We start from the raw sequence: 22,365 nt of genomic DNA, 5'->3' as shown, positions 1-22,365 counted from the left end.
GATTCGGGGGGTAGTTGTGTGGATCTTCTTCTTCGCCGCCGCGGCCGTGCCGCTGCTGGGGGCGGTCCTGTGGCGGGTCCGTGCGTCCCGGGAGCTCTATCCGCCCGTCGACCATGAGGCGCTCACCGTGTACGAGGCCGCGTACCTGCGCGGCGGCGCGCCGGCCGTGGCCGACGTGGCGCTGGTCTCCCTCTACGTGACGGGGCGGCTGGAGGTGCGCGAGCGGCGACTGGTCCCGGTGGGCGGGCCGCCGGTGCGGGACCCGGTGCAGGTGGCGGCGTACGGGAGCGCGGGCGCCGAGGGGCGGGGCGAGCCGGCCCTGGAGGTCCGGCGGAAGGTCTCCTTCTGTCCGCCCGTGCGCCGGGTCGAGGAGGTGCTGGCCGGGCGCGGCCTGGTGCCCGACGGGAAGCGACTGGCCTCGCTCGGGCGGGTGAACGACGCCGTCGGCGCCTTCGCCGTGCTCGCCGCCCTGCTCTGCATCGCGGCGCTGGTCGCCGACTCGATCACGGGGGAGGGCAGCGGGATCGCGCCCCTGGTCGCCTTCGGGGTGCTGGGCGTGGCGGCCGGCGTCCTCTGGTTCGTCCCGCGGCGGTTCGGGCGCATGCCCTCCGGTCACGCGACGCGGGCCGGGCTGCGCCGGCTGCGGGAGGTCAAGGAGGACCGGACCTGGCAGCCGCGGTTGGTGGCGGGGGTGCCGATCGTCGGCGCGGAGGCGGACGTACTGGCCGACGTCGCCCGGTACGGCGCCGAGCGGGCGCCGGCGGCCCTGGCGCCGCTGCTGATCGCGCCGTGGCCGCAGGTGCCCGTGGTCGCGGCCGCCTCCTCGTCCTCCGGTTCGTCGGGGTCCTCGGATTCCGGTGGGAGCAAGGGCTCCGGGGGCTGTGGCGGCGGGTGCGGGAGCGGGTGCGGGAGCGGTTGTGGCGGGGGCTGCGGGGGGTGCGGGTGCGGATAGGGGGCACCGTTTGAACGATCAAAAAGCAGGGGGGATAGCATATGAGCGCCCCCTAGCTCGAAAGATAAACTTGTGACTGTCAAAGACGACGCGTTCACCAACTGGAAGAACCGCGAGGAGATCGCGGAGTCGATGATCCCGATCATCGGGAAGCTGCACCGCGAGCGGGACGTCACCGTCCTGCTGCACAGCCGCTCCCTGGTGAACAAGTCGGTGGTCAGCATTCTCAAGATCCACCGGTTCGCGCGGCAGATAGCCGGTGAGGAGCTCTCGGTCACCGAGACGCTGCCCTTCCTGCACGCCCTCACCGCTCTCGACCTCGGTCCGTCGCAGATCGACCTCGGCATGCTCGCCGCGACCTACAAGGCCGACAGCCGCGGTCTCTCGGTCGCGGAGTTCACCGCCGAGGCCGTCGCCGGCGCCACCGGCGAGAACAAGATCGAGCGCCGCGAGGCGCGCGACGTGGTCCTCTACGGCTTCGGCCGCATCGGCCGCCTCGTGGCCCGCCTGCTGATCGAGAAGGCCGGGTCCGGCAACGGCCTGCGGCTGCGCGCGATCGTCGTCCGTCAGGGCGGTGACCAGGACATCGTCAAGCGCGCCTCGCTGCTGCGCCGCGACTCCATCCACGGTCAGTTCCAGGGCACGATCACCGTTGACGAGGCGAACAACACGATCGTCGCCAACGGCAACGAGATCAAGGTGATCTACGCCAACGACCCGTCGGAGATCGACTACACGGCGTACGGCATCAACGACGCCATCCTCATCGACAACACGGGCAAGTGGCGCGACCGCGAGGGCCTGTCGAAGCACCTGCGCCCCGGCATCGACAAGGTCGTGCTGACGGCTCCGGGCAAGGGCGACGTCCCCAACATCGTCCACGGCGTCAACCACGACACGATCAAGCCGGACGAGCAGATCCTGTCCTGCGCCTCCTGCACCACCAACGCGATCGTCCCGCCGCTGAAGGCGATGGCGGACGAGTACGGCGTCCTGCGCGGCCACGTGGAGACCGTCCACTCGTTCACCAACGACCAGAACCTGCTGGACAACTACCACAGCGCCGACCGCCGTGGCCGTTCCGCACCGCTCAACATGGTCATGACCGAGACCGGCGCCGCCTCGGCCGTCGCGAAGGCGCTGCCCGACCTCAAGGCGCCGATCAGCGGCAGCTCGATCCGCGTCCCGGTGCCGGACGTCTCGATCGCCATCCTCAGCCTGCGGCTCGGCCGCGAGACCACCCGCGAGGAGGTCCTCGACTACCTGCGGGGCGTCTCGCTGACCTCGCCGCTGAAGCGCCAGATCGACTTCACCACGGCCCCCGACGCGGTCTCCAGCGACTTCATCGGCTCGCGGCACGCCTCGATCGTCGACGCGGGCGCCACCAAGGTCGACGGCGACAACGCGATCCTCTACCTCTGGTACGACAACGAGTTCGGCTACTCGTGCCAGGTCATCCGGGTCGTCCAGTACGTCTCCGGCGTGGAGTACCCGACCTACCCGGCTCCGGCGATCTGATCCGTCGGCCTGCGGTTCGCATCGTCGACGCCGCCCGGTTGCGGGGCGGGGCCATCCGTCGCCGGAAGGCCCCGCCCCGCGCCCGGTGGGTGCTCAGCAGGTCAGGTCCTTCGCCGGGAGCCTGCCCGTGGTCAGGTACAGCGCGGCGCTCTCGTCCGCGCAGGAGTTGGTGCCGTTGACGATGTGCCCCTCTCCGCCCGCGACGGTGACCATCCGGGATCCGCGCAGGGCCCGGTGCATGGCCCGGCCGCCGGCCAGGGGCGTCGCGGGGTCCCACTCGTTCTGCAGGATGAGAGCGGGGACCTCGCCCGCCACCGTCGTCCGGGGCTCGCTGCCGGGTTCCCAGAAGGCGCACGGCTTGATGTTGGACTCGAAGTCGCCGGAGAGCGGATGGCGGGCCCTGTCGCGGACCGCGTCGCGGCGGTAGCGCTCGGGGTCGCGCGGCCACGACGCGGGGGTGTCGGCGCAGAGCACGGCCCAGGCGCTGGCGGCTTCGTTGTCCGGGGGGACGTCACGGGCGGACGTCGGCGGCAGGGGGCTCGGGAGCCGCTCCGGCCCGCCGGACGGATCTGGCCCGCCGGACGGATCCGGCCCCTCGCCCTCGGCCGCCCTCTTCAACTCGGCGACCCATGCGGCCGCCTGCCGCACGCGGGAGAACTCGGCGCGCCGGGCGCGGATGGTGTCACCGGTGAAGCGCGTCCCGCCGTGGTCGACGGGTGCGCGGTCGGCCCGGGCGACGAGCTCCCAGAACGTCGCGCGGACCTCGGCCGGGGTACGGCCCAGTCCGTACGTCGCGTGGCGCAGGGCGCTCCACTCGGTCCACCGGGTGAAGGCGGGCCCGGCCCTCTGCGCCATGTCCTGGAACATGCCCCGCCCGTACCGCGCGGGGTCGACCGCACTGTCCAGCACGAACCGGTCGGTTCGCCGGGGGAACATCTGCGCGTAGACGGCGCCGAGGTAGGTGCCGTAGGAGAACCCCAGGTAGGAGATCTTCTCCTCGCCCAGCACGGCACGGATGAGGTCCATGTCGCGAGCGGTGTTGCGGGTGGTGAGGTGGCGCAGCCTGTCGCCTTCCGCGGCCCGACACTTGGCGGCCACGGTACGGGCCCACTCCACGTCCTTCGCGAAGGTCCCGGGCGCGTACGGGCGTTCCAGGTCCTGCTCTTCGGCGGTGAGACCGCAGCCGACGGGCGAGCTGCGCCCGACGCCCCTCGGGTCGAAGCCGATGAGGTCGTACCGTCCCTTCACCTCCGCGGGGAGGTCCACTTCCACGCTGACGGGCAGGTCCAGGCCCGGCCCGCCGGGGCCACCGGGGTTGAGCAGCAGGACGCCGCGGCGCCCCTCCACGCTGCTCGCCTTCAGCCGGGACACCGCGATCTGCGTCGTCCTGCCGCCGGGATCGCCGTAGTCCAGCGGCACCTTGAGCGTCGCGCAGGTGTAGGTGGCGGGGTGCTCCGCGTCGCAGCGCTGCCACCGCGGAGCCTGTTGCGCGTACGGGCGCAGGGGGTCCGTGGTCGCGGAGGCCGTGGATCCGGACGCGGTCGTCGCGGGTGCGAGTGCCGAAAGGAGGGCCGTCATGACGCCGACGATCATGCGGGGGGCCGTTCTCGTGTGGTGCACGGTGATGCTCGTCCTTGTCGGGGAGGGCTGTTGGGCGCCGGTCACTGGCCGTTGAGCTGCTGGTGGACGCATTGCACGTACTGCTGGAAACCGTCGGGCCGGTAGCACTCCCGCGTCGTGTCGGCGTACCAGACGAAGAAGACGGCGACCAGGACGGACACCGCGATCGCCAGGGCCGAGGTCACCAGGCCGGTGAGCGCCTTGCCGCGGCCGACGGCGGTCCGCTCGGCCCTCGTCAGGGCGACGACGCCCAGGACCAGGCCGACGCAGCCGAAGAGGCCGCCGATGAAGAGGACCGACGTGCTCAAGCCGATGACGCCGACCACCAGGGCGGCCCCGGCCGGGCCGTTGGTCGACGGCGTGCGGTGCGGCGGCCCCTGCGTGCCCGCGGTGGCGGCCTGTGTGAGTTGCTGGGTGTTCATCGAGCGCCCTCCGGTCGGCTGTTCAGGGCTCGATCCTGGCTCCCGGCGGCGCGCAGGCGCATCGCGGGAAGGCGGGAGAAGGTGCTCCCCCGATCGGGGGAGGGCATTGCCGAGCTGCCCGGTCATACTGGGGCGATCATGATCAGGGGACTCCGGCCGCTGCTGCGCGGCTCCACGTACGCAGGCATGCTGCTCGCCTATTGCGGGGCGTTGGCGAGCCTTCCGCTGCTGCCCTTCGCCTTGCTGGCGACACAGGCGTGGCCGGCCGCTCCCTACGGCGCCCAGGTCGCGCTGGTCCTCCTGGTCTGGGCCGTACTGATCGGCTCGGTCGGCCTGGCCCGCACCGTGCGGCGGGCGTTGATCGCCTTCGCCCGCCCACTCCTGCGGGTGCCGTTGCCGGCCCCCGCGGCCGTGGCGGCCGGCGCCGACCGTTGGCGCACCCCCCTCTGGCTGCTGCTGCACGTGGCGCTGGGGTGGACGGGGGCGCTGACGAGCGGCGTGCTGGTCCTCATGGGGATCGCCCTCCCCGGGGGCTGGCTGGACGCCGAAGCCGGGCTGAGCCTCTTCGGCCGGTCGCTGCGGTCCGACGGGGGATGGCGGAGCTGGCTGTTGGCGTTCTGCTGCCTGCTGCTCGCGGCGCTCGTGTGCGCGGTGGTGACGGGCGTGCTGCGGTGGCTGGCGCCCCGGCTCCTGGGGCCTTCGTCGGCCGAGCGGCTCGCGCTGATGGCCGAGCGGGAGCAGCTTCTCGCCGAACGCAACAGGCTGGCGCACGAGTTGCACGACTCGATCGGGCACACGCTGACCGCGACCACGATCCAGGCGGCGGTCGCGGGCGAGGTGCTCCACGCCGACCCGGAGGCGGCGCGGGCCGCCCTGCGCAGCATCGAGGAGTCGGCCAGGGCCGCGCTGGAGGACCTGGACTACGTACTGGGCGTACTGCGCGAGGAGAGGGCGCAGACCGCGCCGACCCGGACGCTGGCCGATCTGCCCGACCTGCTCGACCGGTTGCGACTCGCGGGCGCGGTCCTCGACGTGGAACTGTCCGGCGAGCCGGCCCAGGTGCAGGGGACGCTCTCCCGGGCCGCGTACCGGATCCTGCAGGAGGGCCTGACGAACGCCTTGCGGCACGGGACCGGCGACCCGATCGAGGTCCGGGTGGCGGCGGCCCCGGACGGGCTGGAGCTCAGCGTGGTCAACGGGGCGGGCGCGGGCGCGCGTACGGGCACGGACGCGGGTGTGGGCGGGGGCACGGGTGGCTTCCGGACGTCCGGGCACGGCCTGCCCGGCCTCGCCGAGCGCGTGCGGCTGCTGCAGGGTGAGATCGAGGTCGGCCCGGACGGGCCGCGGCACTGGCGGCTGGCGGTCCGGCTGCCGGCTCGGTGCGCGGCATGACCGGCGCCGAGGCGGGTCCGGTCGCGATGACGGGCGCCGAGGCGGGTCCGGCCGCCACCGGACCGGCCCGTTCCGCCGTCACCCTCTTGATCGCGGACGACGACGAGGTGACGCGCAGCGGTCTGCGCACCCTGCTCGCGGCGCAGCCGGGCATCTCGGTGGTCGGTGAGGCCGCCGACGGCGTCGAGGCCGTCGAGCGGGCGCGGCGGCTGCGGCCGGACGTGGTCCTGATGGACGTGCGGATGCCGCGCCGCAACGGGATCGAGGCCACCCGACAGCTCCTCGCCGAGTCGGCCCGGTCTGCCGGGTCGATCGGCCCGCCGAAGGTCGTGGTGATCACCACCTTCGAGAACGACGGCTACGTCACCGCGGCGCTCGGCGCGGGGGCCAGCGGCTTCGTGCTCAAGCGGCTGCCGGTCCGGCAGATCGCCGAGGCGGTGCGCGTGGTGGCGGCGGGCGAGGCGATCCTCTTCCCGGCGGCCCTGCGCCGGATGGTCGCCGCCCGCCCGCTGGGCTCCGCCGAGGCATTGCCGAAGGCGGCGCTGACGGAGCGGGAGGAGGAGGTGCTGCGGTCGATGGCCACCGGCCTGACCAACCCGGAGATCGCGCAGGCGCTGAGGGTGCGTGTGGAGACGGTGAAGACGCACGTCGGGAACGTGTTGACCAAGCTCGGTGCGCAGAACCGGACCCACGCCGTGGTGATCGCGTACGAATCGGGTCTGGTGGTGCCGGGGTTCACCGGCTGAGGTGCGAAGCGGGCCGTGCGAGCGCCACGGCCCCGGGCGGGACCGTGGGATTTTCGGGAGCCTTCCCCGGCTCCGGGGTGCGCGGAATCAGGCCGAGAGGTGACTTGCGCGCGGATGCCGGGTCCTGGGCCCGCCCCTGATCGCGATCGATGTCGGCCCACGGTCGCCCGCGCGGCGACCGTCGATCATGGCCGGAACAGGCGTGTCTTCAACTCACCTGGCCCTCTTGCCAGTTGGAGCGGCGATCCCAACAATGCGCATGACAACCGGAGGATCTTCGGTTGCATCGTCATTTCAGAGGGGAACCCCCACATGAACAAGCCTCTCGCCGGCGCGCTGCTCTCCCTGGTCCTGATGGGTGCGGCGGCGGCCCCGGCCGTGGCCTCCGCACCCCAGGAGAAGGCCGCGCAGGCCGTCACGGTCAACTACGCGGGAACGGTCGCGCTCAGCAACTGTTCCGGCTCGGTCGTCCGGACGCCCAACTCCCTCGCGAGCGACCCCGCGCTCGTGCTCTCCAACGGCCACTGCCTGGAAACCGGCTTCCCGGCCGCCGGCGAGGTCATCAAGGACCAGCCGTCCAGCCGGTCGTTCTCGCTGCTGAACGGCTCCGGCACGAAGGTCGCGACGCTGCGGGCCAGCAAGGTCTCGTACGCGACGATGACGGACACGGACATCTCCATCTACCAACTGACCAAGACCTACGCGCAGATACAGAGCCAGTACGGCATCGGCGCGCTCACCCTCAACGACGCGCACCCGACGCAGGGCGCCTCGATCAAGGTCGTGTCGGGCTACTGGAAGCGGATCTACACCTGCAACGCCGACGGGTTCGTCTACCGGCTCAAGGAGGGCGACTGGACCTGGAAGGACTCGATCCGCTACACCTCGGCCTGCAACACGATCGGCGGCACCTCCGGCTCGCCGGTGATCGACACCGCGACCGGCCGGGTCGTCGCCGTCAACAACACGGGCAACGAGGACGGCCAGCGCTGCACGGAGAACAACCCCTGCGAGGTCGACCAGAACGGCAACGTGACCGTCCGCCAGGGCATCAACTACGCGCAGGAGACCTACATCATCGTCCCCTGCATCGGCGCGGGCAGCAAGATCGACCTGACCCGTCCCGGCTGCGTCCTGCCGCGGCCGTGACACCGCACCGCATCCCGTAGCACCGCCGTGCCCGTGCCCCCGCCCCCGCGTCGCGCGGGGCGGGGGCACGGTGGCCGTCAGGTGCGCCGTCAGGAGCCGGCGAGGAGTTCGAGCGTGTCGATGACGCGGTGCGAGAAGCCCCACTCGTTGTCGTACCAGGCGACCACCTTGATGTGGCGGCCTTCGACCCGGGTGAGCTCCGAGTCGAAGATCGACGAGGCCGGGTTGCCGGTGATGTCGGAAGAGACCAGCGGGTCGTCCGAGTACTCCAGCACGCCCGCGAGAGGTCCGTCCGCCGCGGCGCGGTAGGCCGCCAGCACGTCCTCGCGGGTCACGTCGCGGGCGACCGTCGTGTTGAGCTCGACGATCGATCCGACCGGGACCGGGACCCGGATGGAGTCGCCCGACAGCTTGCCCGCGAGGTTCGGCAGCACCAGCCCGATCGCCTTCGCGGCGCCCGTCGTGGTCGGCACGATGTTGACCGCGGCGGCGCGGGCGCGGCGCGGGTCCCGGTGCGGACCGTCCTGCAGGTTCTGCTCCTGCGTGTAGGCGTGCACCGTCGTCATGAAACCGTGCTCGATGCCCGCGAGGTCGTCGAGCACCGAGGCCAGCGGCGCGAGCGCGTTGGTCGTGCACGAGGCGTTCGAGACGATGGTGTGCGCGGCCGGGTCGTAGGCGCCGGTGTTGACCCCGAAGGCGAGCGTGACGTCGGCGCCGTCCGCCGGAGCGCTGACCAGTACCTTCCGCGCACCCGCGGTGACGTGGGCGCGGGCGGCGGTCGCCGAGGTGAAGCGGCCGGTCGCCTCCAGCACGATGTCGACGCCGAGCTTGTCCCAGGGCAGCCGCTCCGGCTCGCGCTCGGCGAGCACGGTGATCCGGCGGCCGTCGACGACGAGGTCGTCCCCGTCGACCCGCACCGGGCGGCCGAGCCGGCCCGAGGTCGTGTCGAAGGCGAGCAGGCGCGCGAGGGCGGCGGGCTCCGTGAGGTCGTTGACGGCGACGACCTCCAGGTCGCTGTCGCGTTCGAGCAGGGCGCGCAGCACGTTGCGTCCGATGCGGCCGAATCCGTTGATGGCGATGCGAGTCATGAGTATCCGTGTCCCTTCGGTTCCCCTCCAGGTTCGCGCCCCGCGCCCGCGCGTGACAGCGGCGAGATCGCCACGGTCCGCAAGGATCGCGCCACGCGCCACGCGCCACACGCCACACGCCACGAGTCGAGGGTCGAGCGCAGCTCGCCCGTCGCGCCCGGCTACTCGCCCCGGGCGAAGGTGCGCCGGTACTCGCTCGGCGTGGTGCGCAGGATGCGCTGGAAGTGCAGCCGGAGGTTCGCGCCGGTGCCGAGGCCGACGTCCGCGGCGATCTGCTCGACGGCCCGCTCCGAGCGTTCCAACAGCTCGCGCGCCATGTCGATGCGGGCCCGCATCACCCACTGCATCGGGGTGTACCCGGTGTCCTGCGCGAAGCGCCGCGAGAAGGTGCGCGGCGACACGGCCGCGTGCTGGGCCAGCACCTCCAGGGTGAGCGGTTCGCCGAGCCGGTGCAGCGCCCACTCGCGGGTGGCGGCGAACCGCTCGCCGAGCGACTCGGGCACGCTGCGCGGGACGTACTGCGCCTGACCGCCGCTGCGGTAGGGGGCCGCGACCAGGCGCCGGGCCGTGTGGTTCGACGCGGCCACTCCGAGGTCGCCGCGCAGGATGTGCAGGCACAGGTCGATGCCCGAGGCCGCTCCGGCCGAGGTCAGCACGCTGCCCTCGTCGACGAACAGGACGTTCTCGTCGACCCGCACCAAGGGCCACTTCGCCGCGAGCGCCCGCGCGTAGTGCCAGTGCGTGGTGGCGCGCTTCCCGTCGAGCAGCCCGGTGGCGGCGAGGGCGAAGGCACCGGTCGAGATGGCCGCGAGGCGGGCGCCCCGCTCGTGGGCGGCGACCAGCGCGTCCACGACGGCCCGCGGCGGGTCGTCGCGGTCGGGGAACCGGTAGCCGGGGACGAAGACGATGTCGGCCCACGCGAGCGCGTCGAGGCCGTGGGCGACGGCGTACGACAGCCCGTCGCCTCCCGCCACGAGACCGGGCGCCGCTCCGCAGACCCGCACTTCGTAGGGCATGCTCGCGCGGGTCGTGAACACCTGCGCGGGAATGCCGACGTCGAGGGGCTTGGCCCCTTCCAGCACCAGGACGGCGACGCGGTGCGGGTGGTGATCGGCGGGTACGGACACGGGCGCGGGCACGGCACGAGCGTACGCGGGGGAGCGCGGCGCCCCGGTCGGCCGGGGGCGCGGCGAATATTCGGTGCCGTGCCGGCCTGCCCGGGCGCAGAATCGCTGCATGACGGACATGCGCGCGTTCCGGGAAGCGGTCGGCCACTGGGCGGCGGGGGGCTCCGGCGATCCGGCGGGCGAACTGGCCGCGGAGCTGGGGCTGCGCACGGCCGTGCTGCTGGAGGGGCCGAGCGACCTGGAGGCCGTCGAGGTACTGGCCGCCCGGCGCGGCCGGGACCTGGCCGCCGAGGGTGTGTGCGTCGTGGCGATGGGCGGGGCGATGAGCATCGCCCGCTACGCGGGCCTGCTCGGACCGCCCGGGCTCGGGCTGCGCCTGCGGGGCCTGTGCGACGAGGGCGAGCAGGGGTTCTACGACCGCGGTCTGGAGCGGGCCGGGGCGCCGCGCCGGGGCTTCTTCGTGTGCGTGGCGGACCTGGAGGACGAACTCATCCGCGCGCTGGGCGCGCCGCGGGTCGAGGAGATCATCCGGGAGGAGGGGGAGCTGCGGCCCTGGCAGACCTTCCTGCGCCAGCCCGCGCAGCTCGGGCGCTCCCGCGAGCGGCAGCTGCGGCGCTTCCTCGGCACGAAGCAGGGCCGCAAGATCCGCTACGGCCGCCTGCTGGCCGAGACCCTGGACCCCGCACGGGTCCCGGTCCCGCTCGACGATCTCGTCAGGAGCCTGTGAGGCTGCGAGCCCGTGACGCTGTGAGCCTTTGACGCTGCGAGCCTTTGACGCGAACGGGCCGGGACTGCGGGGGCGCTCCTACTGGGCGGCCGCGCGGCAGGCGGTCACCGCGGTCGCGTGGGTCACGTTGCTCTCGGCGAGGCCCGCCACGCACTCGTCGCCGGCACCGCTCAGACCGACGTAACACGCGGCGCGGACGGCTTCCGGAGCCTCACCGCCCCGCAGCTCCCGCTCCACTTGGTTGATGCAGGCGTTGACGTCCGCGTGGGCGGCGGGGGCCGTGAGGGCCGCACCGCCGAAGGCGAGGGTCAGGCCGGTGAGAACGCTCGCGATACGGGTCGACGTGCGCATGGGACGCACCTGCTCTCCGGGATCGGTCGGCGCGCGACCCGGGAATTCGGGATCGATCCGGGATCCGGGATCCGGACGTGCCGGGGCCGCGTGGAACGGGCGCCGAGCGCATGCGGCCGACACGTCGCCACACGGCTCCGGTCCCCGCACCGGACGGCTCGGCAGGGCATTTCCTCCCTCCTCCGACGCTAGAGCAGCCACCCGGGGCCCGCACCCGGTGGGGTCGGCGTGGGGTCGGCGTGGGGGTTGGCGTGGCGCGCTTGACAGGGAATTCGAACATCCATTCTGATTGGTTATCCACAGGTGCGGCGGGCGTGGAGGCGCGTTGTCAGTGGCAGGCGTTAGCGTCAATGGCGTGAAGCGATCGACTCAAGCAAATCGGGTGGAACCCATGGCAGGCACCGACCGCGAGAAGGCGCTCGACGCAGCGCTCGCGCAGATTGAACGGCAGTTCGGCAAGGGCGCGGTCATGCGTCTTGGCGACAAGCCGAATGACCCCATCGACGTCATCCCCACCGGGTCGACCGCGCTGGACATCGCCCTCGGTGTCGGCGGGCTGCCGCGCGGCCGCGTGGTGGAGGTGTACGGGCCGGAGTCCTCCGGTAAGACGACCCTGACCCTGCACGCCGTGGCCAACGCGCAGAAGGCCGGCGGTACCGTCGCCTTCGTCGACGCCGAGCACGCGCTCGACCCCGAGTACGCGAAGGCCCTGGGCGTCGACACCGACAACCTCATCCTGTCCCAGCCGGACACCGGTGAGCAGGCGCTGGAGATCGTGGACATGCTGGTCCGCTCCGGCGCCCTCGACCTCATCGTCATCGACTCCGTCGCGGCGCTCGTGCCGCGGGCGGAGATCGAGGGCGAGATGGGCGACTCGCACGTGGGTCTGCAGGCCCGCCTGATGAGCCAGGCCCTCCGCAAGATCACCGGTGCGCTCAGCCAGTCCAAGACCACCGCGATCTTCATCAACCAGCTCCGCGAGAAGATCGGTGTGATGTTCGGCTCGCCGGAGACCACCACCGGTGGTCGCGCGCTGAAGTTCTACGCCTCGGTGCGTCTGGACATCCGCCGGATCGAGACCCTCAAGGACGGCACGGACGCGGTCGGCAACCGCACCCGCGTCAAGGTCGTCAAGAACAAGGTCGCGCCGCCCTTCAAGCAGGCCGAGTTCGACATCCTCTACGGCCACGGGATCAGCCGCGAGGGCGGTCTGATCGACATGGGCGTGGAGCACGGCTTCGTCCGCAAGGCCGGTGCCTGGTACACGTACGAGGGCGACCAGCTCGGCCAGGGCAAGGAGAACGCGCGCAAGTTCCTGTGCGACAACCCCGACCTCTCCGACGAGATCGAGAAGAAGATCAAGGAGAAGCTGGGCGTGGGCATCCGCAAGGCGCCCGGAGCCGAACCCGGTCCGGACGCGGCGGGCGGCGCTGCTGCGGCCGATGACGCGGCCAAGTCCGTCCCGGCCCCGGCGACGAAGGCCAAGACGGCCAAGGCCGCCGTAGCCAAGAGCTGACCGTGCGGGAGCAGAGCGGGGCGGGCGGTTCCGGCACGCCGCGAGCCGAGCGGGGACTGCCGCCCCAGAGCCCCGAAGAGCAGGCGCGGGCGATCTGCCTGCGCCTGCTCACCGGGTCCCCGCGCACGCGGCAACAGCTCGCGGACGCACTGGCCAAGCGGGACATCCCCGAGGAGGTGTCGCAGGAGGTCCTCTCCCGGTTCGAGGAGGTGGGCCTGATCGACGACGCCGCCTTCGCCGGGGCGTGGGTCGAGTCCCGGCACCACAGCCGCGGCCTCGCCCGCCGGGCGCTCGCCCGCGAGCTGCGCACCAAGGGCGTCCACGCGACCCTGGTGGACGAGGCCCTGGAGCAGCTCGACCCCGAGCAGGAGGAGCGGACCGCCCGGGAGCTGGTGGACCGCAAGCTGCGCGTGACCCGGGGCCTGGAGCGGGACAAGCGGATCCGCCGTCTCGCCGGGATGTTGACCCGCAAGGGCTACGGGGAGGGCCTCGCCCTCCGGGTGGTGCGGCGCGCCCTCGAAGAGGAGGGCGAGGACACGGAAGACCTCGGCGGCCCGGAGTACCGGGCGTTCTGAACCCGGCGCGGCGGCCCCCGGGGCGGGGTGGGGGTAGCCCCCGGGGCGGTACGCCGGGGTGCTCCACTGCTCAACAGGGGGCCTGAGCAGCAGAGTTGCCTGCATGATGCTGCGTTACGCCCTTCAGAGCGTCCGGGACCGCAAAGCCGGTTTCCTCGGAGCCTTCGTCGCCCTCCTGTGCGCGGCGGCCCTCGTCACCGCCTGCGGCACCCTCCTCGAAACGGGCCTGCGAGGAGTGGTCGCCACCGAGCGCTACGCCGGGGCTCCGGTGGTCGTCTCCGCGGACCAGGACGTGCACGAGAGGACGGTCACGGAGAAGAAGGGCAGGACCAAGGTCAAGGAGAAGGCCAAGCCCGTCGCCGAACGGGCGTGGCTGCCCGCCGCCACCCTGGACACCGTCCGCGCCGTGCCCGGAGCCGCGCAAGCGGTGCCGGAGCTGACCTTCCAGGCCGTCCCCCTGGTGGCGCACGGCACCGGCAAGCGGTCCTACGGGCACGCCTGGGAATCCGCCGCCCTGACCCCCTTCACCCTGGCCGAAGGGCAGGCCCCGCGGAACGCCGGTGAGGTGGTCGTCGACCGCGAGCTGGCCACCCTGGCCGGCCTGCGCCCCGGCTCCCGGCTCACCGTCCAGGCCACCGCGGAGCCCCGTACGTACACGGTCAGCGGCGTCGCGCGGGCGGCGGACCGGACCCCGGGCGGCGCCCTGGACCACCAGACCTCGCTCTTCTTCGACTCCGGCGAGGCCCACCGGCTCGCCGCCCGCGACGGGCGGATCACCGCGATCGGCGTCCTGCCCCGCCCCGGAGTGAGCGCCGCCGCACTGGCCGCGCAGGTCCGCGCGGCCCTGGCCGGGACCACCGCGCAGGTGTCCCGGGGCGACGACCGCGGCCCCGTCGAGTTCCTCGACGCGGCGGGCGCCCGGACCAAGCTCGTCTCCATGGGCGCAGCGATGGGCGGCACCTCGCTCCTGGTCGCGGTCCTCGTCGTCGTCGGCACCTTCGCCCTCTCCGTGCAGCAGCGCCACCGCGAACTCGCCCTGCTGCGGGCCGTCGCCGCGACCCCGCGCCAGCTGCGCCGGATGCTCGGCCGCGAGGCCCTGCTCGTGGGCCTGGCCGCCGGTGTGCCCGGAGCCCTCGCCGGTCTGCCGCTCGCCGCCTGGCTGCACGGCCGGTTCATCGGGACCGGCGCGATACCGGCCACCCTGGAGCGCACCGCCGGGACCCTCCCCATGGCCGCCGCCGTCCTGGCCACCCTGTGCGGCGCGTGGGCCGCCGCCCGGATCACCGGCCGCCGGATCGCCCGGATCCGCCCGTCCGAAGCCCTCGCCGAAGCCGCCGTCGAGCGCGGCCGGCCCGCCTGGACCCGGATCGTCATCGGCACGCTGCTGCTGGCGGGAGGCGCGGTCCTGATCGCGGTCCTCGCCACGCTGCGCACCGAACCCGCCTCCACCCCGGTCACCTTCCTCGCGGTGGTGGTCCTCGCCGGGGCGCTCTCGCTGCTCGGTCCGCTGCTGGTGCGCGCCGCCACCGCGCTGCTCTGCGGCCCGCTGAAGCTGATCGGTGCGAACGGCCACCTGGCCACCGCCAACCTGCGCGGCAACGCCACCCGCATGGCCTCCGCCGTCACCCCGCTCGCCCTGCTCGTCGGGATGACCTGCACGGTGCTGTTCGTCACGCCGACCCTCGGCGACGCGGCCCGCACCCAGGCCCGTGCCGGGGTACGGGCCCCCTGGGTGGTCGCCGGGCAGGGGCCGGGCGTCACCGCCGGGGCCGCGGCGAAGATCCGCAGCACGCCCGGGGTCACCGCCGCCACCGAGCTGGTGGGCACGACCGTCCGGGTGGGCCTGACGAAGTACGCGGCCCAGGGCGTCACCCCGCAGGGGCTCACCCGGACCTGGGACCCCCGTGTCACCGCGGGCAGCCTCGACGCCTTCGGCCCGCGCGGCGCGGCCGTCAGCGAACTGGCCGCCGACCAGCTGGGCCTGCGGCCCGGCAGCCCGCTCTCCCTGACCCTGGGCGACGGCACCCCCGTCACCGTGACCGTCTCCGCCGTCTACGCCCGGGGCCTCGGCTTCGGCGACCTGACCCTGGCCCACGACCTGGTGGCCGCGCACCTGGACGATCCGCTGGCCACCGCCGTCCTGGTGGCCACCGAACCGGGCACCGGCCGGGACCGGCTGGCCGCCGCGCTGGCGGAGTTCCCCGGCACGGTGGTGCTGAGCGCCGCCGACGCGGACGCGGCGCGGGCCGAGCGGCAGGACGCACAGGCGGAGGTGAACCTCCTCGCGATGGGCCTGGTCCTCGCCTTCACCGCGATCGCGGTGGTCAACACGCTGGCGATGTCGACCGCGGAACGCTTCCGCGAGTTCGCCATGCTGCGCCTGGCCGGGGCCACGCGGCGCCAGGTCCTGCGGATGCTGCGCACCGAAGCGCTCGCGGTCCTGCTGATCGGGGTGGCCCTGGGCTCCGCGATCGCGCTCGCGGTCCTCACCGCCTTCAGCCTCGGGATGACGGGCAGCGCCTCCCCGGCGGTGCTGCCCGCGGCCTACGGGGTGGTGGTCGGCGCGGCCGGGTTCCCGGCCCTGCTCGCCACCGCCCTGCCCGGTCGGGCGGCCCTGCGGGTGCGCCCGGTGGACGCGGCCGCGGCCAAGGGGTAGCGACCTCCCGGCAGCGGGGCGCCCGGAACCCTCAGGGGTTCCGGGCGCCCCGTGCCGGGTACGGGGCCGCTCAGCCCGGGGCGGTCACCGGTAGCCCCGCGGCCTTCCAGGCCTGGAAGCCGCCGGTCAGGTCCGTGGCCCCGGTCAGGCCCAGGGCGTGCAGGGAGGCCGCCGCCAGCGTGGAGGCGTACCCCTCGTTGCAGATCACGACGATCCGCAGGTCGTGCGAGGTGGCCTCGGGGACGCGGTGGCTGCCCTGCGGGTCCAGGCGCCACTCCAGTTCGTTGCGCTCGATCACCAGCGCGCCCGGGATCAGGCCGTCGCGCTCGCGCAGCGCCTGGTAGCGGATGTCCACGAGCAGGGCGCCGTCCCGGGCGGCGGCGTGGGCGTCGGCCGCCCCGATCCGCTCGTAGGTGGCGCGGACCCGCTCCAGCAGTTCGTCGATGCCGACGGGGGCGGCGCTCACTGCCAGTCCGCCGGACGCTCGACCTGCTCCAGGGTCAGCACGGCCCCGCTGCGGCTGAAGCGCCGGATCAGCGGCAGCGGCGGGTAGTAGGCGTGGACCGAAACGGCGTGCTCGGTCGGGGAGGTGTTCAGCACCTCGTGCACGTGCTGCTCGCCGAAGGCGCGCCCCTCGCCCGCGCCCAGGGTCCGCGTGCGGTCCAGACCGGAGGCCAGGTGCAGGGACCGCCAGCCCTCCGCCGGCAGCCGGACGGACAGGGAGTGCTCGGTGAGGCGCCCGCGCGCGGTGGCGAAGGCGCCGCGCGACTCGGCGTGGTCGTGCCAGCCGGTGCCGGTGCCCGGCGGCCAGCCGATCAGCCAGGCCTCGCTGCCCCCGGGGCCGTCGAGGCGCACCCAGGTGCGGCCCTCGGGGTCCAGGGGGAGGGAGGCGACCAGCTCGGAGTCGGCGGCGGTGCGCCGGGCGAAGTCGAGGAGTTCGGCGGCGCCCGGGCCGGTGGCCACCGGGGCAGGGCTGAGCAGGGGTGCAGACATCGGGAATGACCGTCCTGGGAGTTCGCGAGAGCGCGCGTCGGCGCGCGGGAGGAAGGCGAATCAGCAGGAAGGGCGACAGACGCAGCCCGCATAGCGGAGGAGGTCCATGTGGACCCTCCGCCACAGGCGTACGTCGTGACCGGTCATGTTCGCGAGTGAACCACGGGCGGACTTGAGGGTCAATCGATCACGGGTGGGGTGTGGCGGACGCCTCGGGCAGGGCCCGCGGCGCGGGGGCCGGCAGCGCGGGCAGTCCCGTCTCGGGGGCGCCCGCCCGTACCGCGTCCGCCGCCTCGTACAGCTCGGTCGGACGCACCCCCGCGAAGGTCGCCGCGAGGTGGCCGTCCGGGCGCAGCAGCAGCACCGTGTGCGCGGCGGCCCCCGGGTAGCCGTCGGCGACCAGCAGCTCGGCGCGGACCGGCAGAGCGCCGACCGCGGCCTCCAGCCGCGGCATCAGCCCGGCGCCGACCCAGTGCCGCCGGTCCCACACGCCGGTTCCCGGGGCGACGAGGAGCACCAGGAGGCGCCCCCGGCCGAGCAGGTCGCGCAGCGGTACGGTCGTCCCGTCCGGCGCGGTCACCGGTACGTTCGCCGCCTGGCCCCCCGGTTCCGTGTCGGTCGGGACCTCGCGCACCGCGACAGGAGGGGCGTACGCCGGGGGCGCACCCAGCGGTCCGCGCCCCAAGTGGCCGTCCGTGAGCAGCGTTTCGTGGCTGCGCGCGGCGCCCGGTACGTAGGTGCGCAGCCCGCCCCCGCCGCGCAGCACGGGCATGGCCTGGTCCGCGGCGCGCAGCCGGGACGCCACCGCGGTGCGCCGCTCGGCCTCGTACCCGTCGAGCAGGGCTTCGGAGGCGCCCTGGTGCCAGGCCAGGGAGAGCCGCCAGGCCAGGTTCTCGGCGTCCCGCAGCCCCTCTTCGACCCCCTGCGTGCCCAGGGCGCCCAGCAGGTGGGCGGCGTCCCCGGCGAGGAAGGCGCGGCCGTCGCGCCAGCGCCGGGCGAGCCGGTGGTGCAGCGTGTGGACGCCCGTGTCGATCAGGTCGTACGGGGGAGTGCTGCCCCCGCACCAGGTGGCGAGGGTGTCGCGGATCATCCCGATCAGCGCGTCGGGCGTGACCAGCTCCCCGCGCGGCGGCAGCAGCCAGTCGAGCCGCCAGACCCCGTCGGGCAGCGGCCGCGCCGTGACCTCGGCGGTCTTCGCGGAGCGGCTGCGGTGCAGCAGGGCCTCGCCGGGCCAGGGGAGTTCGGTGCGCAGCGCCGCCACGGCGTACCGCTCCACGCCGGTGCGCCCGGGGAAGCGGATGCCCAGCAGCTTGCGGACGGTCGAGCGGGCGCCGTCGCAGCCGACGAGGTGGCTGCCGCGCCACCAGGTGGCCGCGGGCCCGCGGGTGTGCGCCGTGACCCCGAGCGCGTCCTGCTCCAGGGCGTCGAGGCGGCTGTCGGTGACCAGTTGAACCAGCGGATGGGCCGCGGCGGCGTCGCGCAGGCCGCGGGTGAGGGCGTGCTGCGGCAGGTGCAGCGGGGCGGTGGCGTCCTCGAAGGTGGTCCGGTGGGTGTCCCGGCCGCGGCGCATCGTGCGCCAGGCGGCGAAGGGCACGCCCTCGTCGCGCAGGGTCGTGCAGCCCAGGCGGTGCGCCATCGCGGCCGTGTCGGCGTGCAGCACGACGGTGCGGGCGGGGCGGGGTTCCTCCTTGCCCGGACCCTCGTCGAGGACGACGGAGGGAACGCCCGCGCCGGCCAGGGCGAGCGAGAGGGTCAGTCCGACCGGTCCCGCGCCCACGACGATCACCGGGTCCACGGCACGGCTCCCGATGTCCGGTATGTGATCACAGAACGTATGCAACCGACTGGAAGGGCATGCGTCAAGTGACACTGGTAGGTGTGACGCCTTGTGGTGCGACGGAAGACTCCGCCGCACCACAAGGATCACGCCATCATACTGACCGGGTGTCAGGCGAGCGTCAGGACGGGCCCGCGCCGCCGCCCATTCCCGCGTCCATGACGTCGGTGATGTTGACCGTGGCGCCGGTGCTCTTCTTCGACTTGCGCAGTCGTGCCTCCAGCGCCGAAGCGGCCGTGGTCAGCGCGAAGTTGATGGCGACGAAGAGCAGGCCGATCACGGCGAGGCTCGCGATGGTGTTGCTGTAGTTCGCCGAGATCTGCCGGGCCATCGACAGCAGCTCGGGCAGGGCGAGCAGCGTGCCGCCGAGCGCGGTGTCCTTGAGGATCACCACGAGCTGGCTGACCAGCGCCGGGAGCATCACCGTCACGGCCTGCGGGACCAGCACGTAGAGCATGGTCTGACCCTTGCGCATGCCGATCGCCTTGGCCGCGTCGCTCTGGCCGGAAGGCAGCGACAGCACGCCCGCCCGGACGATCTCCGCGATGACTGCCGCGTTGTAGAGGACCAGGCCGGTCACCACCGCGTACAGCGGTCGCAGTTCCGAGCTGACGTCGCTGAACCGCACGTACAGCGCGGAGCCGAAGAGCATCAGCATCAGCACCGGGATGGCGCGGAAGAACTCGACGAACGCGCCGACCGGGATCCGGACCCACGCGTGGTCGGAGAGTCGGCCGATGCCCAGGAGCGCGCCCAGCGGCAGCGCGATGACCATGGCGATCAGGCCGGCCTTCAGCGTCTCCAGCACGCCCGGGATCAGCCAGGTCGTCCAGATCTGGCCGTCGGTGACGAACGGCGTCCACTTGTCGGCGTCCAACTGGTTCTTGTCCGCCATGGTGGAGAGGATCCACCACAGGGCGAGGCCGATCACCACGAGGAAGATCGCGGAGTACAGCCAGTTGCGCGCCTTGGCCTTGGGGCCCGGCGTGTCGTACAGCACGGAGGTCATCGCTTCACCGCCACTCGCTTGGCCACCCAGCCCAGCAGCAGACCCGTGGGCAGGGTCAGCAGGACGAAGCCGAGGGCGAAGATGCCGAAGACCGCGAAGAGCGCCTGCGCCTCGTTCTCGATCATTTCCTTCATCAGCAGGGCCGCTTCGGCCACGCCGATGGCCGCCGCCACCGTGGTGTTCTTGGTGAGGGCGATCAGTACGTTCGTGAGCGGTCCGATGACCGCCCGGAAGGCCTGGGGGAGCACGATCAGGGTCAGCACCTGGAAGAAGCTCAGGCCCAGCGCGCGGGCCGCCTCGGCCTGGCCGACCGGCACGGTGTTGATGCCCGAGCGCAGCGCCTCGCAGACGAAGGTGCCGGTGTAGGCGGTCAGCGCGAGGACGGCCAGCCGGAAGCCGATGTCCTTGAAGTTGCCGCCGCCGAGGGTGATGCCGAGCGTCTGGTTCAGGCCCAGGGAGCACCCGATGATCAACACGGTCAGCGGGGTGTTGCGCACCACGTTGACGTAGAAGGTGCCGAAGCCCCGCATGAGGGGGACGGGACTGACCCGCATACCGGCCAGGACGGTGCCCCAGACCAGGGATCCGGCCGCCGAGTAGAGGGTGAGCTGAACCGTCACCCAGAAGGCTCCGAGCAGGTCGTACTGCCCGGAATCAAGAAAATCGAACACGATGCCCTGCGCTCTCCCCAGGATGGCCGGTGAGGTGCGGCGCCGCCCGTGACAGGCGGGCGGCGACACACCTCACCGATGAATCAGCTGCCTTCGGTGATCTTCGGGGCCGGCTCGTTCTTGTAGTTGGCCGGACCGAAGTTCTTCTTCACGGCCGCTTCCCAGGAACCGTCCGCTTCCATCTTCGTGATGGCGGCGTTGATCTTGGTCTGGAGCTCCTTGTCGCCCTTCTTCAGACCGATGCCGTAGTTCTCGTTGCTCAGGCTCAGCCCGACCAGCTTGAACTTGCCCTTGTTCTTGTCCTGCGCCGCGTAGCCGGCCAGGATCGAGTTGTCCGTGGTCAGGGCGTCGACGGCCTTGCTCTCCAGGCCGGTGAGGCACTCGGAGTAGCCCGGGAACTCCTGGAGGTCGGCCTTGGGGGCCAGCTTCGTCTTGACGTTCTGCGCCGAGGTGGAGCCGGTGACCGAGCACAGCTTCTTGCTGTTGAGGTCCTCGGGCTTGGTGATCGAGGTGTCGTCGGCGCGGACCAGCAGGTCCTGGTGCGCGAGGAAGTACGGGCCGGCGAAGTCGACCTTCTCCTTGCGCTTGTCGTTGATCGAGTAGCTCGCGACGATGAACTTGACGTCGCCGTTCGCGATCAGGTTCTCGCGCTCGGCGCTGACGGCCTGCTTGAACTGGATCTGGTCGGGCGCGTAGCCGAGCTCCTTGGCCACATAGGTGGCCACGTCGACGTCGAAGCCGGCGTACTTGCCGTCGGGGGTCTTCAGGCCGACACCGGGCTGGTCGAACTTGATGCCGATGACGATCTTGTCCTTCTTGGCACCCGCCGTGCTGCCCGCGTCGCCCGCGGGTTCGTCCTTCTTGCTGCTGCCGCAGGCGGTCGCGGTCAGCGCCAGGGCGACGGCGACGGCGACGGACGCGCCGACCTTCAGAACCTTCATGGTGAACTTCCCTCGGATGAGACGTTGTTGTACGACGGGCGACGATGTTCCCCGTCGACCGGATCACTACCAGACGAAGTCGTCAGTGGTGCAGGATCTTCGACAGGAAGTCCTTGGCGCGGTCGCTGCGCGGATTGCTGAAGAACTGGTCGGGCGTGGCCTCTTCGACGATTTTTCCGTCCGCCATGAAGACCACCCGGTTGGCCGCAGAACGGGCGAAGCCCATCTCGTGCGTGACGACGACCATCGTCATGCCCTCGCTGGCGAGCTGCTGCATGACCTCCAGCACCTCGTTGATCATCTCCGGGTCGAGCGCGGAGGTCGGCTCGTCGAAGAGCATCACCTTCGGGCCCATGGCCAGCGCGCGGGCGATCGCCACGCGCTGCTGCTGGCCACCGGACAGCTGCGCCGGGTACTTGTCGGCCTGCGTGCCGACGCCCACCCGGTCCAGCAGGGCGCGCGCCTGCTTCTCGGCCGCCGCCCGCTCCGTCTTGCGGACCTTGAGCTGGCCCAGCATCACGTTCTCCAGCACCGTCTTGTGCGCGAAGAGATTGAACGACTGGAACACCATGCCGACGTCGGCGCGCAGCCGGGCCAGCTCCTTGCCCTCGGCGGGCAGCGGGCGGCCGTCGAGCGTGATGGTGCCCGAATCGATGGTCTCCAGCCGGTTGATCGTCCGGCACAGCGTGGACTTGCCCGACCCCGAGGGGCCGATCACCACGACGACTTCGCCCCGGGCAATGCTCAGATCGATGTCTTGAAGCACGTGCAACGCGCCGAAGTGCTTGTTGACGTTGCTCAGTACGACCAGGCCGTCCGCGGTGGGCGCCGCGTCCTGCGTGCCTTCGGTCACTGATACTCCGCTCATCGGCTTCTTGCTCCGTCCACCTCGGTTGGGGAGGACAGTAATGAGGCAATGAGCACACCGTCATCACATCTGAGCGAGAATTGAGGATAACGATACGGCCTCGCCCCGCCACGCTCCGTGTACGGTCGGCGCGTGCCCGTACCGGGTGCATAACGGAAGGCGCGCCGGACCGGAACACCCTTGACGTGGGCTCCCGCATCGGCGTGG

General features: G+C 72.6%; 21 protein-coding genes and 1 pseudogene. 9 read left to right on the top strand and 13 right to left on the bottom strand.

The window, feature by feature from the left end; all coding sequences use genetic code 11:
• Positions 1-16: 16 nt before the first annotated feature.
• Together ACIBEA_RS17970 and ACIBEA_RS17965 are read left to right on the top strand one after the other, a co-directional pair.
• Positions 17-952 carry a TIGR04222 domain-containing membrane protein gene (locus ACIBEA_RS17970; protein WP_399261893.1) on the top strand — a complete coding sequence of 312 codons (936 nt, stop codon included), beginning with the start codon at positions 17-19 and terminating at the stop codon, positions 950-952.
• A 72-nt stretch (positions 953-1,024) separates the two neighbouring features.
• Positions 1,025-2,470 (top strand): glyceraldehyde-3-phosphate dehydrogenase, encoded by a 1,446-nt coding sequence (locus tag ACIBEA_RS17965; RefSeq protein WP_399261891.1) that lies wholly within the window; start codon positions 1,025-1,027, stop codon positions 2,468-2,470.
• A gap of 93 nt (positions 2,471-2,563) precedes the next feature.
• Here ACIBEA_RS17965 and ACIBEA_RS17960 read toward each other — a convergent pair whose 3' ends face one another.
• Positions 2,564-4,063 carry an alpha/beta hydrolase gene (locus ACIBEA_RS17960; RefSeq protein WP_399261965.1) on the bottom strand — a complete coding sequence of 500 codons (1,500 nt, stop codon included), beginning with the start codon at positions 4,061-4,063 and terminating at the stop codon, positions 2,564-2,566.
• 68 nt (positions 4,064-4,131) lie between these two features.
• Complete coding sequence (locus ACIBEA_RS17955) at positions 4,132-4,512, bottom strand: DUF4190 domain-containing protein (RefSeq protein ID WP_399261889.1); 381 nt, start codon at positions 4,510-4,512, stop codon at positions 4,132-4,134.
• 138 nt (positions 4,513-4,650) lie between these two features.
• On the opposite strand from ACIBEA_RS17955, the gene ACIBEA_RS17950 reads away from it, so the two are divergent.
• The 3 genes from ACIBEA_RS17950 to ACIBEA_RS17940 all read left to right on the top strand — a co-directional run bounded on the left by ACIBEA_RS17950 (position 4,651) and on the right by ACIBEA_RS17940 (position 7,799).
• Positions 4,651-5,904: a sensor histidine kinase gene (locus tag ACIBEA_RS17950; RefSeq protein ID WP_399261887.1), complete on the top strand. Its 1,254-nt coding sequence runs from the start codon at positions 4,651-4,653 to the stop codon at positions 5,902-5,904.
• Positions 5,905-5,930: 26 nt separating this feature from the next.
• Positions 5,931-6,650 carry a response regulator gene (locus ACIBEA_RS17945; protein WP_399261963.1) on the top strand — a complete coding sequence of 240 codons (720 nt, stop codon included), beginning with the start codon at positions 5,931-5,933 and terminating at the stop codon, positions 6,648-6,650.
• 312 nt (positions 6,651-6,962) lie between these two features.
• Positions 6,963-7,799 carry a serine protease gene (locus ACIBEA_RS17940; protein WP_399261885.1) on the top strand — a complete coding sequence of 279 codons (837 nt, stop codon included), beginning with the start codon at positions 6,963-6,965 and terminating at the stop codon, positions 7,797-7,799.
• Positions 7,800-7,888: 89 nt separating this feature from the next.
• Here ACIBEA_RS17940 and gap read toward each other — a convergent pair whose 3' ends face one another.
• Together gap and ACIBEA_RS17930 are read right to left on the bottom strand one after the other, a co-directional pair.
• Complete coding sequence (gene gap / locus ACIBEA_RS17935; RefSeq protein WP_399261883.1) at positions 7,889-8,887, bottom strand: type I glyceraldehyde-3-phosphate dehydrogenase; 999 nt, start codon at positions 8,885-8,887, stop codon at positions 7,889-7,891.
• Positions 8,888-9,048: 161 nt separating this feature from the next.
• Complete coding sequence (locus tag ACIBEA_RS17930; protein ID WP_399261881.1) at positions 9,049-10,026, bottom strand: GlxA family transcriptional regulator; 978 nt, start codon at positions 10,024-10,026, stop codon at positions 9,049-9,051.
• Between the two features lie 97 nt (positions 10,027-10,123).
• Between ACIBEA_RS17930 and ACIBEA_RS17925 the strand changes: the two genes are divergently transcribed.
• On the top strand, positions 10,124-10,741 hold the full coding sequence (locus ACIBEA_RS17925) for a TOPRIM nucleotidyl transferase/hydrolase domain-containing protein (protein ID WP_399261879.1): 618 nt from the start codon (positions 10,124-10,126) through the stop codon (positions 10,739-10,741).
• A 78-nt stretch (positions 10,742-10,819) separates the two neighbouring features.
• Here the strand turns inward: ACIBEA_RS17925 and ACIBEA_RS17920 are convergent, their stop codons facing one another.
• Entirely contained in the window at positions 10,820-11,092 is a 273-nt protein-coding gene (locus tag ACIBEA_RS17920) for a hypothetical protein (protein WP_399261877.1), read from the bottom strand.
• A 382-nt stretch (positions 11,093-11,474) separates the two neighbouring features.
• Here ACIBEA_RS17920 and recA point away from each other — a divergent pair, with 382 nt between their 5' ends.
• From recA to ACIBEA_RS17905, 3 genes and pseudogenes are all read left to right on the top strand, one after another.
• Positions 11,475-12,608, top strand: coding sequence for a recombinase RecA (recA, locus tag ACIBEA_RS17915; protein WP_399261875.1), 1,134 nt, complete (start codon positions 11,475-11,477; stop codon positions 12,606-12,608).
• A pseudogene (recX, locus tag ACIBEA_RS17910) lies at positions 12,557-13,183 on the top strand (recombination regulator RecX); the annotation flags it as partial. The gene recA and the pseudogene recX, both read left to right, overlap by 52 nt.
• A 103-nt stretch (positions 13,184-13,286) precedes the next feature.
• Complete coding sequence (locus ACIBEA_RS17905; protein ID WP_399261873.1) at positions 13,287-15,839, top strand: FtsX-like permease family protein; 2,553 nt, start codon at positions 13,287-13,289, stop codon at positions 15,837-15,839.
• A gap of 70 nt (positions 15,840-15,909) precedes the next feature.
• Here ACIBEA_RS17905 and ACIBEA_RS17900 read toward each other — a convergent pair whose 3' ends face one another.
• From ACIBEA_RS17900 to ACIBEA_RS17865, 8 genes are all read right to left on the bottom strand, one after another.
• Positions 15,910-16,305 carry a rhodanese-like domain-containing protein gene (locus ACIBEA_RS17900; protein ID WP_399261871.1) on the bottom strand — a complete coding sequence of 132 codons (396 nt, stop codon included), beginning with the start codon at positions 16,303-16,305 and terminating at the stop codon, positions 15,910-15,912.
• Positions 16,302-16,832: a cysteine dioxygenase gene (locus ACIBEA_RS17895; protein WP_399261869.1), complete on the bottom strand. Its 531-nt coding sequence runs from the start codon at positions 16,830-16,832 to the stop codon at positions 16,302-16,304. The genes ACIBEA_RS17900 and ACIBEA_RS17895 overlap by 4 nt, the downstream gene beginning before the upstream one ends.
• A gap of 60 nt (positions 16,833-16,892) precedes the next feature.
• Positions 16,893-16,940, bottom strand: coding sequence for a hypothetical protein (locus ACIBEA_RS17890; protein ID WP_311314449.1), 48 nt, complete (start codon positions 16,938-16,940; stop codon positions 16,893-16,895).
• Positions 16,941-17,019: 79 nt separating this feature from the next.
• A complete protein-coding gene (locus tag ACIBEA_RS17885; protein ID WP_399261867.1) occupies positions 17,020-18,627 on the bottom strand; it encodes an FAD-dependent monooxygenase in 1,608 nt (535 codons plus the stop codon).
• Between the two features lie 163 nt (positions 18,628-18,790).
• Positions 18,791-19,678 (bottom strand): amino acid ABC transporter permease, encoded by an 888-nt coding sequence (locus tag ACIBEA_RS17880; RefSeq protein WP_399261865.1) that lies wholly within the window; start codon positions 19,676-19,678, stop codon positions 18,791-18,793.
• Positions 19,675-20,349, bottom strand: a complete 675-nt coding sequence (locus tag ACIBEA_RS17875; protein WP_399261862.1) for an amino acid ABC transporter permease — start codon at positions 20,347-20,349, stop codon at positions 19,675-19,677. The genes ACIBEA_RS17880 and ACIBEA_RS17875 overlap by 4 nt, the downstream gene beginning before the upstream one ends.
• An 83-nt stretch (positions 20,350-20,432) precedes the next feature.
• The gene (locus tag ACIBEA_RS17870; protein ID WP_399261860.1) at positions 20,433-21,290 is read right to left on the bottom strand and encodes a glutamate ABC transporter substrate-binding protein; all 858 of its coding nucleotides are present in this window, start codon (positions 21,288-21,290) and stop codon (positions 20,433-20,435) included.
• An 82-nt stretch (positions 21,291-21,372) separates the two neighbouring features.
• Positions 21,373-22,158, bottom strand: coding sequence for an amino acid ABC transporter ATP-binding protein (locus ACIBEA_RS17865; protein ID WP_399261858.1), 786 nt, complete (start codon positions 22,156-22,158; stop codon positions 21,373-21,375).
• Positions 22,159-22,365 lie beyond the last annotated feature (207 nt).

This window comes from Streptomyces sp. NPDC051555 (genome assembly GCF_044454405.1).
In the GTDB taxonomy this organism is placed as follows: Bacteria; Actinomycetota; Actinomycetes; order Streptomycetales; family Streptomycetaceae; genus Streptomyces.
The sequence above is the reverse complement of the archived record's forward strand: the minus strand, read 5'-3'. Positions and strand labels throughout refer to the sequence as shown.

What these genes read in the sequence shown, in the direction of transcription:
- ACIBEA_RS17960 (WP_399261965.1), bottom strand. Translation starts at nt 4,063, where the DNA reads ATGATCGTCGGCGTCATGACGGCCCTCCTTTCGGCACTCGCACCCGCG.
- ACIBEA_RS17955 (WP_399261889.1), bottom strand. Translation starts at nt 4,512, where the DNA reads ATGAACACCCAGCAACTCACACAGGCCGCCACCGCGGGCACGCAGGGG.
- ACIBEA_RS17950 (WP_399261887.1), top strand. Translation starts at nt 4,651, where the DNA reads ATGATCAGGGGACTCCGGCCGCTGCTGCGCGGCTCCACGTACGCAGGC.
- ACIBEA_RS17945 (WP_399261963.1), top strand. Translation starts at nt 5,931, where the DNA reads ATGACGGGCGCCGAGGCGGGTCCGGCCGCCACCGGACCGGCCCGTTCC.
- ACIBEA_RS17940 (WP_399261885.1), top strand. Translation starts at nt 6,963, where the DNA reads ATGAACAAGCCTCTCGCCGGCGCGCTGCTCTCCCTGGTCCTGATGGGT.
- gap (WP_399261883.1), bottom strand. Translation starts at nt 8,887, where the DNA reads ATGACTCGCATCGCCATCAACGGATTCGGCCGCATCGGACGCAACGTG.
- ACIBEA_RS17925 (WP_399261879.1), top strand. Translation starts at nt 10,124, where the DNA reads ATGACGGACATGCGCGCGTTCCGGGAAGCGGTCGGCCACTGGGCGGCG.
- ACIBEA_RS17920 (WP_399261877.1), bottom strand. Translation starts at nt 11,092, where the DNA reads ATGCGCACGTCGACCCGTATCGCGAGCGTTCTCACCGGCCTGACCCTC.
- ACIBEA_RS17905 (WP_399261873.1), top strand. Translation starts at nt 13,287, where the DNA reads ATGATGCTGCGTTACGCCCTTCAGAGCGTCCGGGACCGCAAAGCCGGT.
- ACIBEA_RS17895 (WP_399261869.1), bottom strand. Translation starts at nt 16,832, where the DNA reads ATGTCTGCACCCCTGCTCAGCCCTGCCCCGGTGGCCACCGGCCCGGGC.
- ACIBEA_RS17880 (WP_399261865.1), bottom strand. Translation starts at nt 19,678, where the DNA reads ATGACCTCCGTGCTGTACGACACGCCGGGCCCCAAGGCCAAGGCGCGC.
- ACIBEA_RS17870 (WP_399261860.1), bottom strand. Translation starts at nt 21,290, where the DNA reads ATGAAGGTTCTGAAGGTCGGCGCGTCCGTCGCCGTCGCCGTCGCCCTG.
- ACIBEA_RS17865 (WP_399261858.1), bottom strand. Translation starts at nt 22,158, where the DNA reads ATGAGCGGAGTATCAGTGACCGAAGGCACGCAGGACGCGGCGCCCACC.